Below are 14,265 nucleotides of genomic sequence, written 5' to 3'. Positions count from 1 at the left end.
ATGAGAAGTCGTGCGATTGCCGCGGCATTCCTGGCGGTAGGCATCGGACTTGCGGGGTGCGCCGCCTCTGGCGATTCCGCTGAGCCATCGACACCGCCGACGCTCACAGCCACTCAGGCTCCGACCCCCACCCCCACCCCGACTCCTCTGACGCCCGGAGAGCAGGCAGCGCAGCAGGTCGCACGCATGACCATCGCCGAGCAGGCGGCGCTGGTCGTCATGGGCACTGCTCCTGGAACGGACGCGGCCGCTCTAGCCGACTACGTCTCGGTGGGCCCCGATGGCCTCATCCTGATGGGCGGCAACGTTCCAGCGACGCCGGACGAGCTTCGCGGTCTGACCGACACGGTTCACGCGGCATCCGATCAGGCGCTCATCGCGATCGACCAGGAAGGCGGGGACGTCAGGCGGATGCCGTGGGATGAGCTTGCTTCGTCGTACGAGCTGAAGACAGCGGCACCTGCTGAGACCCAGGCCGCGTTCGCAGCGCGGGCCGGGCTGCTCGCAGCCGCGGGGGTCGACATCAACTTCGGCATCGTCGCCGATGTTCCTCGCACGCAGGACTCATTCATCTTCGGCAGGTCGTACGGAACCGACCCGCAGGCCGTCGCGGATCGCGTCGCCGCGGCAGTGGCCGGCGAACGCGGTGTCGTCGCATCCACGCTCAAGCACTTCCCTGGCCATGGCGCGGCCGAGGGAGATTCGCACAGCGCGATCCCGACCAGTGCGCAGACACTCGCGGAGTGGCGCACGTTCGACGCGATCCCGTTCGAAGCCGGCATCGACGCGGGAGCAGAATTGGTGATGACAGGGCACCTCCGATTCCCGTCGATTGCCGCGGAACCCGCGTCGCTCTCACCCGAGTGGTATCGGATTCTGCGCGAGGACCTCGGGTTCGACGGCGTCGCGGTGACCGACGATCTGGGGATGCTCGGCTCATCCGGTGAAGTAGCGTACGCCGATCCGGTCGCGAACTCAGTCGCCGCGATCGCGGCCGGTGCGGACCTCGTGCTCATGATCGCCGGATCCACCCCAGAGACGGCCGGACAGATCATCACGGCGCTGGAACAGCGTGCGTCCACGGATGCGACGTTCGCGGAGCGTCTTGCCGAGGCAGCATCTCGCGTGCTCATGCTCAAGTCCACCCTGTGACCCGGCCGGATTTGCGGATGCTCCAGATCCCGCGCTATCGTCCACACATGCCTTCGGCTCTCAACGACTCTGCGACGCTCGCTCCGAGCGTTACCGTCGTGCGCCGACGCCGCAGCCGTCTGGGCGGACGCCGACTTTAGGCGACCCCGTGCTCCCTCCGCTCGTGCGGGTGGTCGAGCACCGGTGTCGCCGCCGCTGTCCTCCGACCAGATCAGGGATGGAAGTCCCGACCGTTAAGGTAGAACCATGACGTATTCCGTCGCCGTCTCCGGCGCATCCGGTTATGCAGGTGGCGAGATTCTGCGCCTGCTCGCAGGCCATCCCGACATCGAGATCCGCACTGTCACTGCGCATTCGAATGCAGGTCAGCCGCTCATCCAGCACCAGCCGCACCTGCGCTCGCTCGCACACCTCACTCTGCAGGACACGACTCCAGAGATTCTCGCCGGACACGACATCGTCTTCCTCGCGCTTCCGCATGGTCAGTCCGGCCAGTACACGGATGCTCTGGGAGATGTGCCATTGGTCATCGATGCCGGCGCCGACCACCGCCTGACCTCACAGGAATCGTGGGATGCCTTCTACGGCGGCCACTTCCACGAGCCGTGGGCCTACGGCGTTCCTGAGCTCCTGATCGGTGGTGACGCCAAGCAGCGCGAGAACCTGCGCGGAGCGAAGCGCATTGCTGCCCCCGGATGCAACGCATCTACGGTCAGCCTCAGCCTCGCCCCTGGTGTCGCTGCCGGGGTGATCGACCCGAGCGATATCGTCTCCGTGCTCGCCGTCGGCCCGTCTGGGGCCGGAAAGAGCCTCAAGACGAACCTTCTCGGTAGCGAGCTCCTCGGCACGGCGAACCCCTATGCAGTCGGCGGCACGCACCGACACATTCCGGAGATCCAGCAGGCCCTCAGGCAGGCTCAGGGTCCGGATGCCGCCGATGTGCGCATCTCGTTCACTCCCGTGCTGGTCCCGATGTCTCGCGGTATTCTCGCCACGTCGACCGCGCCGATCATCCCCGGTGTGACCGATGAACAGATCCGCGCAGCGTGGGAGAGCGCGTACGGCGACGAGACTTTCGTGCAGCTGCTGCCGGAGGGACAGTTCCCGCGCACCGCGGATGTGGTCGGCGCGAACACGGCGCTGATCGGCCTCGCGATCGACCGCGCGGTGAACCGGGTCACGGTGGTCACTGCCGTCGACAACCTTGCCAAGGGCACCGCTGGCGCTGCCATTCAATCCATGAACCTCGCGCTCGGCCTTCCCGAAGACCGCGCCCTCACCGTGAACGGAGTGGCACCATGAGCGTCACCGCACCTCAGGGATTCGAAGCGGCCGGAGTCGCAGTCGGTCTCAAGTCCACCGGAAAGCCGGATGTCGCCGTTGTCGTCAACCGAGGCCCGCGCAAGATCGGTGCCGCGGTGTTCACGAGCAACCGCGCCAAGGCCAACCCGATCATCTGGTCGCAGCAGGTCATCCTCGACCGCACTGTCGAGGCGATCGTCCTGAACTCGGGAGGTGCGAACTGCTTCACCGGAAGCTTCGGCTTCCAGACCACGCACCAGACCGCCGAGAAGGCGGCAGAACTGCTCGACGTCAGCGCAGGGGACATCCTCGTCTGCTCCACCGGGCTCATCGGCACGGGAGACGAAGCGTTCCGCGCCAAGGTTCTCGCCGGCACACGGCAGGCGATCAGCGAACTCTCGGCAGAAGGGGGTGACAGTGCGGCCCACGCCATCATGACAACCGACACGATCGCGAAGACCGCGGTGATCACCCGCGACGGCTGGACGATCGGCGGCATGGCCAAGGGGGCAGGAATGCTCGCACCGGGCCTTGCGACCATGCTCGTCGTCATCACGACTGACGCCGACCTCGAGGCAATCGAGGCGGACACCGCGCTTCGCGCAGCCACCGGCCAGACCTTCGATCGCCTGGACTCCGATGGATGCATGTCGACGAACGACCAGGTGACGCTGCTCGCCAACGGTGCCAGCGGCATCCGGCCCGATCTCGAAGAGTTCACCGCAGCTCTTACCGAACTCAGCGATCAGCTCGCAGCGATGCTGCAGCGCGATGCTGAGGGCGCCAGCCACGACATCACGATCTGTGTCGCGAATGCGATGAATGAGCAGGATGCTGTGGAGGTGGGCCGCTCCGTCGCCCGCAACAACCTCTTCAAGGCCGCGATCTTCGGAAACGACCCGAACTGGGGTCGTGTACTCGCCGCGATCGGCACCACCGCTGCGCAGTTCGACCCCTATGACGTCGACGTGTGGATGAACGGCGTCCGCGTGTGCACGGAGGGGGGCCCTGACCGTCCGCGTGAAGACGTCGATCTCACGCCGCGCGAGACCGATCTGCTCATCGATCTGAAGGTGGGCGACGCCGAGGCGACGATCCGCACGAACGACCTCACCCATGACTACGTCCACGAGAACAGCGCCTACTCCTCATGACAGATATTCAGGACACGCCCCCCGACGTCGCGGCAGAAAAAGCGGCGACGCTCATCGAGTCGCTCCCGTGGCTGAAGAAGTTCCGTGACCAGATCGTGGTCGTCAAGTACGGCGGCAACGCCATGGTCTCCGATGAACTGCAGGAGGCATTCGCGCAGGACATCGCGTACCTGCGTTACGTCGGCGTCCAGCCGGTAGTCGTCCACGGCGGCGGTCCGCAGATTTCGAACATGCTGGATCGCCTTGCGATTCCCAGCGAGTTCAAGGGCGGCTACCGGGTCACCAACACTGAGGCGATCAGCGTCGTGCGCATGGTGCTCACCGGTCAGGTCAATCCGCAGCTGGTCGCGAAGATCAATTCGCACGGTCCGATCGCAACAGGGCTCAGCGGTGAAGACGCCGGTCTTTTCGGCGGCCGACGCCGCGGCGTTGAGATCGACGGCCAGCAGGTCGATCTCGGCCGCGTCGGAGACGTCGTGCAGGTCGATCCCACCGCGATCTTCGATCACCTGGCTGCCGGCCGCATCCCGGTGATCTCCAGCATCGCGCCGGACCTCGACAACCCGGGACAGTCGCTGAACGTGAACGCGGATGCCGCAGCATCCGCCCTTGCGGTCGCGCTGAACGCGCGCAAACTCGTGATCCTCACCGACGTCCCTGGTCTCTACGCCGACTGGCCGAATCGGGATTCGCTGGTCTCGCACCTGAACTCGCAGCAACTCACCCAGATGCTCCCGACTCTCGAGTCAGGAATGATCCCGAAGATGCGCGCGTGCCTCGATGCGGTCGAAGGCGGAGTGGATGCAGCGGCCATCATCGACGGGCGGGTGAAGCACTCAGTACTCGTCGAGCTGTTCACCAGCAAGGGAATCGGAACTGAAGTGGTACTTGAAAAATCGGGGGTGACGGCGTGACCGTCTGGAAAGAAGATGCGGCACGGGATCTCGTACTCAATGCGGGGGAGCGCTTCGCGATGCTCACTCGCGGCGAGGGATCGCATGTGTGGGACGACGAGGGCAAGCGCTACCTCGACTTCCTCGCCGGCATCGCCGTGAACTCACTGGGCCATGCACACCCGGTGTTCGTCGAAGCCATCTCGAAGCAGGCGGCGACCCTCGCTCATGTCTCGAACTACTTCGCCACGCCTCCTCAGCTCGAGCTCGCAGCACGCCTGAAGCGGCTGGCAGGGGCTGGTCTTGAAGGCCGCGCATACTTCTCGAACTCGGGTGCAGAGGCGAATGAGGCGGCGTTCAAGCTGGCTCGCCTGCACGGCGGCAGCGATCGCCCGCGCATTCTCGCCCTGGAGAACGCCTTCCACGGACGCACGATCGGATCCCTCGCGCTGACCGCGAAGGAGTCCTACCGTGCCCCCTTCGAGCCGATGCCCGGTGGGGTTGAGCACATCCCTGCAACAATCGAGGCGCTCGAGGCTGCTCTCGATGACCGCGTCGCGGCTGTGTTCGTCGAGCCCATCCAGGGTGAGGCAGGCGTCGTCGAACTGCCGGAGGGCTACCTCGCCGCGGCGCGGTCGCTGACACTCACGCACGGCGCCCTGCTGATCATCGACGAGATCCAGACCGGAGCCGGTCGCACCGGCGAGTGGTTCGGATTCAACCACGAGGGCATCACCCCTGACGCCATCACGATGGCGAAGGGGATCGGCGGAGGCTTCCCGATCGGCGCGCTGGTGACCTACGGATCGGCAAGCGCGCTGTTCACGCCCGGGTCACATGGTTCCACCTTCGGCGGTAACCCGCTCGGCACCGCCGTTGCGAACGCGGTGCTCGGCGAGATCGAGAACGCAGGCCTCGTGCAGAACGCGGCAGCTCGCGGCGAGCAGCTGCGCGCTGTGATCCTCGGGCTCGGGTCGGACCTGGTCGACGAGGTTCGCGGACGCGGATTACTCATCGGCGTCGGCCTCAGCGCGCCTGTCGCCAGTGAGGTCGTCACCGCGGCCCAGAACCGGGGCCTCATCATCAACGCGGCGAACGCCAGCACCGTGCGCATCGCGCCGGCTCTGAACATCGGCGACGCAGAGATCGAAGAATTCCACACGCTGTTCGCTGCTGCCCTTGCTGACGTGCAGGCGGTTCTTGCAGCATCTGAGAACGAGAAGGTAACACTGTGACCCGCCACCTGCTGCGCGACGATGACCTCACCTCCGCCGAGCAGGCGGAGATCCTTGATCTCGCGATCGAGCTGAAGAAGGACCGCTGGGCTGACAAGTCTCTCGCCGGACCCCAGACCGTCGCGGTGATCTTCGACAAGTCCTCCACGCGCACCCGCGTTTCGTTCGCGGTCGGGATCGCCGACCTCGGTGGTTCGCCGCTGATCATCTCGACAGCGAGCAGCCAGCTCGGCGGCAAGGAGACCCCCTCCGACACCGCGCGCGTGCTCGAGCGTCAGGTGGCGGCCATCGTGTGGCGCACCTACGCGCAGTCCGGACTCGAAGAGATGGCCAAGGGCACCCGCGTGCCGGTCATCAACGCGCTCTCCGATGACTTCCACCCCTGCCAGCTGCTCGCCGACCTGCTCACGATCCGCGAGCACAAGGGCGACCTGACCGGGCTGACACTCACGTTCTTCGGCGATGCGCAGAGCAACATGGCGCACTCTTACGCCCTCGCGGGTGTCACCGCTGGCATGCACGTGCGCATGGCATCGCCGGCGTCCTACGCTCCGCGTGCTGATGTCGTGGAGGCCGCAGAGCGCCGCGCTGCAGAGACGGGCGGTTCGATCACGCTCTACGCCGACCCCAACGAGGCGGCGGCTGGTTCCGACGTCATCGTCACGGATACCTGGGTCTCGATGGGCAAGGAAGAGGAGAAAATCGCACGCATTCGTGACCTCGGCGGTTACAAGGTGACGAACGAGACGATGGCTCTCGCCGGTCCCGAAGCGATCTTCATCCACTGCCTGCCCGCTGACCGCGGCTACGAGGTCGACCCGGAAGTCATCGACGGTCCGCAGAGCGTTGTGTGGGATGAGGCGGAGAACCGCCTGCATGCGCAGAAGGCCCTGCTGGTCTGGCTGCTGCGTCAGAGCTGAGCAAATGAGCGGGCGTCTGCGAACGAACTGGCAGCGACTGAACGGTCCTGCCCGGATCGCCGGCGTTGATCTCGCCCGCGGACTCGCCATCATCGGGATGTTCGCAGCGCACCTGCTCGATACGGGGGATGGCTTCGTCTGGACTGACCCAGGATCGTGGACAGCCCTCGTCGATGGACGATCGTCGATTCTGTTCGCGATGCTTGCCGGCGTCTCGATCGGTCTTGTCACCGGCGGTCGCACGCCGCTGGCGGGCCCACAGATGTCGGTCGCCCGAGGGCGGGTGGCGATTCGTGCCGCGGTGTTGCTCGTCCTCGGCATCCTGCTCATCCTCACCGGGGTGCCGGTGTTCGTCATCCTGCCCGCCTACGCGATCCTGTTCCTGATCGCACTCCCGTTCACCGGGTTGCCAGCGCGCATCATCCTGTGGGTGGCGGCGGTGCTCGCACTGATCATGCCTTTCCTTCAGCCGCTGCTTGACGAACTGCCGATCTGGCAGATGCCCTTCGGGTCGGAGCTGGACGTGTTCATCGGATGGCACTATCCGTTCACGATCTGGATCGTCTTCGTGCTCGCGGGTCTCGGCATCTCGAGAGCGGGAGTCACCAGAACCTCGGTCCAGGTGCGGATGCTGATCGCCGGCGCAGTGCTCGCGGCTGTCGGGTACGGGCTGGCGCTACTGCCAGGGGCAGAGTCAGATCCGTACTGGCGGTCGGTATGGTCGGTCGAGCCGCACTCGGCTGGCCTGTTCGAAGTCTTAGGCTCCGCGGGGTTCGTTCTCGCGACGCTGGCAATCTGCTTGCTGCTGTGCCGACTCAGCGTGCTGAAGGCGATCACGCTGCCTCTGCGTGCGGCTGGTGCCATGCCGCTGACGGCCTATGCCGCGCAGATCGTCGTCTGGGCGATCGTCGCGGGAATCGCGTTGGGTAATACGCAAGATCTCGGCGGTTTCCGTGAGCTCGAGCCGTTCTGGCCGATGACTATCACCACGCTGATCGGGTGCACCGCGTGGGCGCTGTTCATCGGGCGCGGACCGCTGGAGTGGTTGCTGGATCGCGCCGCGAAGGCCGTCGTGACCTCCCAGCCCCGCCGGTAGGCTGGAACGATGAGCGAGGCGAAGCATGACGGCACGAACGAGGGCGCACTCTGGGGCGCACGATTCGCATCGGGGCCATCCCCCGAGCTGGTAGAACTCAGCCGGTCTACGCACTTCGACTGGATCCTCGCGCCCTATGACATCGCGGGGTCCCACGCGCACGCGACAGCGCTTGCGGCCGCTGGATACCTCGAGCCCGACGAAGCGCAGAAGATGCATGAGGGGCTCGATGCCGTCGCGCGCAAGGTTGCCGACGGGACGATCGTTCCGGCACCGACCGACGAAGATGTGCACGGTGCACTCGAGCAGGCGCTGATCGCCGAGCTCGGCCCCGAGCTCGGCGGTCGTCTTCGTGCCGGACGCTCGCGCAACGATCAGATCGCGACGCTCGTACGGATGTATCTGATCGATCACGCGAAGGTGATCGCCCGCGACATTCTGCGTGTCATCGATGCACTCGTCGCTCAGGCCGAAGCGCATCCGGGGGCGATTCTTCCTGGACGCACTCATCTGCAGCACGCGCAGCCAGTGCTTCTCGCGCACCACCTGCAGGCGCATGCGTGGCCTCTTTTGCGTGAGCTCGAACGCCTCGTCGACTGGCGCGTGCGCGCCGGTGTCTCGCCGTACGGCGGAGGAGCGCTAGCGGGATCCACACTCGGTCTCGATCCCGATCTCGTCGCCCGTGAGCTCGGTCTGGATCGTCCGGCCGAGAACTCGCTCGACGGCACGGCAGCTCGTGATGTCGTTGCGGAGTTCGCGTTCATCACCGCGATGATCGGCGTCGACCTCTCGCGCCTGTCGGAGGAGATCATCCTCTGGAACACACGTGAGTTCGGCTTCGTCACGCTGCACGACAGCTACTCGACAGGGTCGAGCATCATGCCGCAGAAGAAGAACCCCGACATCGCCGAGCTCGCCCGCGGCAAGTCCGGTCGCCTGATCGGAAACCTGACCGGTCTGATGGCGACGCTCAAGGGCCTGCCGCTCGCGTACAACCGTGACCTGCAGGAAGACAAAGAGCCGGTCTTCGACTCGGTGAACACGCTTGAAGTCGTACTGCCTGCCTTCGCCGGCATGATCGCGACTCTGCGTTTCGATACTGCTCGCATGGCAGAGCTGGCACCGCAGGGCTTCTCACTCGCGACGGATGTGGCCGAATGGCTCGTGAAGCGTCGGGTGCCGTTCCGTGATGCGCACGAGATCTCCGGTGCGCTTGTCCGTGCCTGCGAGGAGCGGGGGATCGGCCTCGAGGATGCAGATGACGCACTGCTCGCCGATGTCTCCGCACACTTGACCTCTGAGGTTCGTGAGGTCCTCAGTATCGAAGGGTCGGTTGCTTCGCGCACCGGCACTGGCGGAACTGCACCGGTGCGTGTCGAAGAGCAGCGCGCTGAACTGATCGCACGCACGCAGAAGGCTGCACACGCACTGGGGCTCTGACCTGGAATCGCTGATATTCCCGCGCAATAAGCGGATGACTTATATCTCGAGAATATTAGTGATAACCTCATGTCATGTCCATCGCGGTGACCGCCGACATCATCGGCTCTCGGCAACTCGCTGATCGCGTCAGCGCGCAACGAGCGTTCGACGACGCGATCGCTCGCGTCGAGCAAGACCTCCCCGTGGCGACGCAGGGCCTGCGCCCCACTGTGGGCGATGAGCAGCAGGCGGTCTATCCGAGCATCGACGCCGCACTCGGTACGATTCTGCTGTTGCGCTTGGCTCTGCCAGACGGTGTGGAGTTTCGATATGGCATCGGCATCGGCGACGTGAACCGGGTGCCATCGTCAGCATCCGAAAAGGGCATCTCCGAAGGCCCAGGCTGGTGGGCGGCGCGCAGCGCCATCGAACACGTTGAGATGCTGCAGAAGCGCACCGCTCCTCAAGCCCGCAGCTGGATCATCGCTGACGAGAGCGTGGCAGATCAGCACGCGGATGCTGTGCGATGGGCCAACGTCTACCTGCTCACGCGCGACGAGATCGTCGGCACGATGTCTGAACGCGTGCGCCGATTGACCTACGGACGCTGTCTGTCCAGGACGCAGCGCGAACTCGCCGAGGCAGAGGGAATCACCCAGTCCGCGGTGTCTCAGGGGCTGTCGACCGCGGGTGCTGCTGCCATCGTCGAAGGCTTCCGGATGCTCGACCTGCTCTGACCGTGGCTCGGTCGGCTCAGGTCAGTGCGAGACGGATGACCGCGCCGATCACGCCGGCCCACAGCAGGCTCGCCACCGTGCCGATGATGAACCGTTCGCGAGCTTCGGGCTCGGCAAGCTCGGGGAAGCGGCCGATGCCCTTGACCGCGATGATCGCGGCGATCGCTTCTGGAAACCCGACCGCGACCGAGATCACCATGGCCACACGCTCCAGATAGCCGATCACCGTGCCGCCGCGCATGAGGGTGCGCGCGCTCTCGGGGTCGGAGGCCTGCGCGGCGATGATGAGGATGCCGCCGTCCTCGGTTTCGCGGACCCTTTTTCCTGTGGCGATATCGAGAGCCCGACGCGTGAACGGGTTGCCGCCGATTGTCGCGGCGGCGATCCCGAGCACCGCGATCAGTGCGCCGATGTAGATCGGGATTCCGGACGGTCGCACGACCACGATCGCCACCAGCGCGACCCCCGCCAAGATGCTCGCGACCGCCATCGGCATCGTCGCGGGCTTGCGCAGGGTGGCCAGCGAGATCACGAGCGCGGCGCCCAGCAGCACGGCCACGCTCGCTCCCACGATGATCGATAGCAGTGCCGCAGACATGCCGACAGCTTCGCACGAGCATCCGACATCGCGCGGAATGGTGGGGGCGAGGCGCTGATAACCTGGAACGCGTGTCGAATCCTCCTCTGACGACTGCCCCGCAGGCGATTGATCCCGCGTTCGAAAACGTGTGGGATGAACTCGTGTGGCGCGGCCTCGTCCACGTGTCCACTGACCAGGAGGCGCTGCGCGCCCTTCTCGGCGGGGACCCGGTCACGTATTACTGCGGATTCGACCCGACAGCTCCGAGCCTGCACCTCGGCAACCTCGTGCAGCTGCTGACGCTTCGCCGTATCCAGCTCGCCGGTCACAAGCCGCTCGGCCTCGTCGGCGGATCGACCGGACTCATCGGCGACCCGCGTCCCACCGCCGAGCGCACGCTGAACACCCGCGAGACCGTCGAGGAGTGGGTGGGGCGCCTGCGCATGCAGGTCGAGCGCTACCTCAGTTTCGAGGGCGAGAACGCCGCGCGCATGGTGAACAACCTCGACTGGACCGCGCCGATGAGCGCAATCGACTTCCTGCGTGAGATCGGCAAGCACTACCGCGTCGGAACGATGCTCAAGAAGGATGCCGTCGCTGCGCGGCTGAACTCCGATGAGGGGATCAGCTACACGGAGTTCAGCTACCAGATCCTGCAGGGCATGGACTTCCTCGAGCTCTACCGCCAGTACGACTGCGTGCTGCAGACCGGCGGATCGGACCAGTGGGGAAACCTGACCAGCGGCACCGACCTCATCCGTCGTGCCGAAGGCGTCTCCGCGCACGCGATCGGCACTCCGCTGATCACCAACAGCGACGGCACGAAGTTCGGCAAGAGCGAGGGCAACGCGATCTGGCTGGATGCCGAGATGTGCAGCCCATACAGGATGTACCAGTTCTGGCTGAGCACCGCTGACTCCGACGTCATCGAGCGTCTGAAGATCTTCACATTCCTCACCCGCTCCGAGATCGAAGAGTACGAGAACCTCGTCGAGACGGAGCCGTTCCGCCGTGCCGCGCAGAAGCGCCTCGCTCTCGAGGTCGTCGCGACGGTGCACGAGGCGGATGCCACGGCTGCCGTCATCGCGGCATCTGACGCGCTGTTCGGTCAGGGCGATCTGAGCACGCTCGATGCTGCCACTCTGCGCTCGGCACTCGATGAACTCCCGAACGCCACGGTTGCCGTGGGCACCTCCGTGGTCGACGCGCTTGTTGCGACCGGACTCGTCGTGAGCCTGTCCGAAGCGCGCCGCGCGATCGCACAGGGCGGTGTCTCTCTCGACGGTGTCCGCATAGAAGACGAGACCGCCGCAGTGCAGGGAACCCTGCCAGGAGGAGTGTCAGTGCTGCGCCGCGGCAAGAAAACCCTCGCTGGCGTGTTCATCGGCTGACGCTTGCCGTTCACACCGAGTCACGCGGTCGTCGCGCTGCCGTTCCTGCGCACACCGCTGGTTCCGGCAGCAATCGCGATCGGGGCGATGACCCCGGACCTGCCGCTGTTCCTGCGTGGCTTCGGGGTGACCTACTCGTTCACGCACACCTACGCGAACATCGTCTGGACCGCCGTCGTCGCGCTCGGACTGTTCCTGCTGTGGCGCGTGGTGCTGCGACCAGCGGCGGGGGAGCTCTCGCCGACGTGGCTGGCGCGACGGCTTCCCCCCGAGTGGGACGAGGTCGGTTCCGACGCTCTGAATGATGCCCTCGGCATCGGACGACGATGGACCTACGGGCTGTGGCTCACGGTATCCCTGCTGTTGGGCGTCCTCTCGCATATCGTGTGGGACTCGTTCACGCACGAAGGGCGGCTGGGTCTGCAGCTCATCCCCGGGCTCGACGAACAGTGGGGCCCGCTGCAGGGTTATAAGTGGCTGCAGCACGGGTCGAGCGTTGTCGCTCTTCTGGTGCTCGGCGTCTACGCGCTGATCTGGCTGCGACGTGCTGAAGCCCGGCCGGTGCGAGTGCGCAGGCTGCGGCCGTGGGTGCGGATCGTCTGGTGGCTGTCGCTGCCGATCATCCTCATCGCCGCATGGAGCATCGGCTACGCGACGCTCGGACCATTCACCGCTCAGTTCACGCTCCAGCACCTGGCGTACCGCACGCTCCCTGCCGCTTGCGGGGTCTGGGCCATGCTCACTCTCGCGTTCTGCGTCGGGCTCACCATCGTGGGGCGTCCGAAGCCCACAGATGCGGTGCCGCGAAGCTGAATCCCGGCAGCGCTGATCGCACCGTTGTCACCGTGTGCTCCTGCACGGCGAAGTCTTCGAGGTGATCCGAGGGATCGATGGCGACCTCGGCTTCTGGGGCCACGCGCCGTGGCATCCCGAGCAGCTCGGCGGCGATCCGGCGAAGCGATGTGCTCACCTGCCAGGTGCCGCCCTCGACTCTGCGACGCGCGAGAACAGCGCAGATGCCCGCCGCGAGCAGATACCCGGCACTGTGATCAAGGGCCTGGGCGGGCAGCACACCGGGGGTCTTGCCATCGAGCGATTCGATCATTGCGATTCCCGACTCCGCTTGGACCAGGCTGTCGAAGCCGACGCGGTTCGGATATTCCGTACCCCACGCCGTCAGCTGCGCGATGACGAGACCCGGATGCCGCCGTGCAAGAGCTGCCGGGGAGAGGCCGAGCCGCTCCATGGTCGCCGCGCGATAGCCGAGTATGACCACGTCGGCCTGCTGAAGGAGAGATTCCATCTGGGGGTCTCGCGCATCGAGCAGCGCGGAGCGCTTGCCATGACCGGTGTCGAGATGCTGCCAGCCGATCTCAGGGAGGTCAGGTGGATCGATGCGCAGCACATCAGCACCGAGCAGCGCGAGCGTTCGTGTGCAGACGGGACCAGCGATCACACGCGTGAGGTCGAGAACGCGGATGCCGCGGAGGGGGGACGTCGCCTCTGCCTGTGCACCACCTTGAGGACGAGAGTCCGTGCTGATCTTGTTGATGTCGATAAGCGCAGTGGTGCGCAGCGCAGCATCTGTCTTTCGGTCCTCCGGGTTTACGAGGACGGCGAGGCCGCCGGCGTGGGCAACGCGCGCTACCGCTTCTCGACCAGTCATCGACGCGATGATTGCTTCGATGTGTTCTGGCGAAGCGCTCTTACCGAGATCGAGCGCTTCGCGGAATGCGCGCGCGTGGTGCGGGTAGTTGCCGTGGCTTCGTATCCACCCGCCTGATGTGCGCCAGAAGCGGGAGTACGGCGACCACGCGCTCTGCGTCTTTCCATCGAGGCGAAAGAAGCGGTCGCTGCGATAGGCCATGGCGATCCGGGCTGGGTCGGGTATTGCAACGGGGGAGTGCGCGGAATGCGCGGCGGTGCCAGCTGCGACCACGCTGGCCCAGGCGAGAGATGCAGTGTCAAGACGCGAGGGAAGAGGCACCCTGCAGGGAGGATCCGGTATGTCGATCTGTGCGTCTGCGAGCATCAACCTCATGGCGCGATCGTACTCTTTCGCCCGAAATCTGCGCTGACCAGGAGCGATGGCGCGGAGCGACCATCGAGACACGCCCGGGATCTCACCTGGATTTGCCGAGATCCCGCATTCCACGTAAATTATTACTTGTTCGCCCCACAGGGTTGAGAAAGGGCCAAGGCTCACCTCCCCTCAAGTGGCGGACCACCTCCCAGAAACAGAAACTCACCTCGTGAGATCCTGCATCTGGGATGCTCTGTGGTTCCGCAGATCGCACCGAGTTCGCTCGGATCGCCGATTTGACAAACGGAAGCCACGGGGTAAGATTGAGAAGTTGCCCTGCGGGCCTGGTTGTGATGGCCG

13 protein-coding genes are annotated in these 14,265 nt (G+C 65.5%); 11 read left to right on the top strand and 2 right to left on the bottom strand.

Going from position 1 to position 14,265, the window contains the following annotated elements; translation table 11 throughout:
• The 9 genes from ACTU6U_RS09490 to ACTU6U_RS09450 all read left to right on the top strand — a co-directional run bounded on the left by ACTU6U_RS09490 (position 1) and on the right by ACTU6U_RS09450 (position 9,911).
• On the top strand, positions 1–1,152 hold the full coding sequence (locus tag ACTU6U_RS09490) for a glycoside hydrolase family 3 N-terminal domain-containing protein (protein ID WP_443468878.1): 1,152 nt from the start codon (positions 1–3) through the stop codon (positions 1,150–1,152).
• 246 nt (positions 1,153–1,398) lie between these two features.
• The gene (gene argC, locus ACTU6U_RS09485) at positions 1,399–2,454 is read left to right on the top strand and encodes an N-acetyl-gamma-glutamyl-phosphate reductase (protein ID WP_443468877.1); all 1,056 of its coding nucleotides are present in this window, start codon (positions 1,399–1,401) and stop codon (positions 2,452–2,454) included.
• A complete protein-coding gene (argJ, locus tag ACTU6U_RS09480) occupies positions 2,451–3,608 on the top strand; it encodes a bifunctional glutamate N-acetyltransferase/amino-acid acetyltransferase ArgJ (RefSeq protein ID WP_443468876.1) in 1,158 nt (385 codons plus the stop codon). Before argC ends, argJ begins: the two co-directional genes overlap by 4 nt.
• Complete coding sequence (gene argB, locus ACTU6U_RS09475; RefSeq protein WP_443468875.1) at positions 3,605–4,522, top strand: acetylglutamate kinase; 918 nt, start codon at positions 3,605–3,607, stop codon at positions 4,520–4,522. The genes argJ and argB overlap by 4 nt, the downstream gene beginning before the upstream one ends.
• A complete protein-coding gene (locus ACTU6U_RS09470) occupies positions 4,519–5,736 on the top strand; it encodes an acetylornithine transaminase (protein WP_443468874.1) in 1,218 nt (405 codons plus the stop codon). The genes argB and ACTU6U_RS09470 overlap by 4 nt, the downstream gene beginning before the upstream one ends.
• Positions 5,733–6,656 (top strand): ornithine carbamoyltransferase, encoded by a 924-nt coding sequence (argF, locus tag ACTU6U_RS09465; RefSeq protein ID WP_443468873.1) that lies wholly within the window; start codon positions 5,733–5,735, stop codon positions 6,654–6,656. The genes ACTU6U_RS09470 and argF overlap by 4 nt, the downstream gene beginning before the upstream one ends.
• Positions 6,657–6,660: 4 nt before the next feature.
• Positions 6,661–7,752, top strand: coding sequence for a heparan-alpha-glucosaminide N-acetyltransferase domain-containing protein (locus tag ACTU6U_RS09460; protein ID WP_443468872.1), 1,092 nt, complete (start codon positions 6,661–6,663; stop codon positions 7,750–7,752).
• A gap of 9 nt (positions 7,753–7,761) precedes the next feature.
• Positions 7,762–9,192: an argininosuccinate lyase gene (gene argH / locus ACTU6U_RS09455; protein ID WP_443468871.1), complete on the top strand. Its 1,431-nt coding sequence runs from the start codon at positions 7,762–7,764 to the stop codon at positions 9,190–9,192.
• Between the two features lie 74 nt (positions 9,193–9,266).
• Positions 9,267–9,911: a SatD family protein gene (locus ACTU6U_RS09450; RefSeq protein ID WP_443468870.1), complete on the top strand. Its 645-nt coding sequence runs from the start codon at positions 9,267–9,269 to the stop codon at positions 9,909–9,911.
• Positions 9,912–9,927: 16 nt separating this feature from the next.
• Here the strand turns inward: ACTU6U_RS09450 and ACTU6U_RS09445 are convergent, their stop codons facing one another.
• Positions 9,928–10,509, bottom strand: a complete 582-nt coding sequence (locus ACTU6U_RS09445) for a hypothetical protein (RefSeq protein ID WP_443468869.1) — start codon at positions 10,507–10,509, stop codon at positions 9,928–9,930.
• Between the two features lie 71 nt (positions 10,510–10,580).
• Here ACTU6U_RS09445 and tyrS point away from each other — a divergent pair, with 71 nt between their 5' ends.
• Both tyrS and ACTU6U_RS09435 read left to right on the top strand, forming a co-directional pair.
• Complete coding sequence (gene tyrS / locus ACTU6U_RS09440) at positions 10,581–11,882, top strand: tyrosine--tRNA ligase (protein ID WP_443468868.1); 1,302 nt, start codon at positions 10,581–10,583, stop codon at positions 11,880–11,882.
• Positions 11,883–11,885: 3 nt separating this feature from the next.
• Complete coding sequence (locus tag ACTU6U_RS09435; RefSeq protein WP_443468867.1) at positions 11,886–12,695, top strand: DUF4184 family protein; 810 nt, start codon at positions 11,886–11,888, stop codon at positions 12,693–12,695.
• Here the strand turns inward: ACTU6U_RS09435 and ACTU6U_RS09430 are convergent.
• Entirely contained in the window at positions 12,646–13,923 is a 1,278-nt protein-coding gene (locus tag ACTU6U_RS09430) for a CoA transferase (RefSeq protein WP_443468866.1), read from the bottom strand. The genes ACTU6U_RS09435 and ACTU6U_RS09430 overlap by 50 nt on opposite strands.
• Positions 13,924–14,265 lie beyond the last annotated feature (342 nt).

The sequence above is a fragment of the Microbacterium zouquanmingi genome (assembly GCF_052266695.1).
In the GTDB taxonomy this organism is placed as follows: Bacteria; Actinomycetota; Actinomycetes; order Actinomycetales; family Microbacteriaceae; genus Microbacterium.
This window is presented reverse-complemented; position numbering and strand designations above follow the sequence as displayed.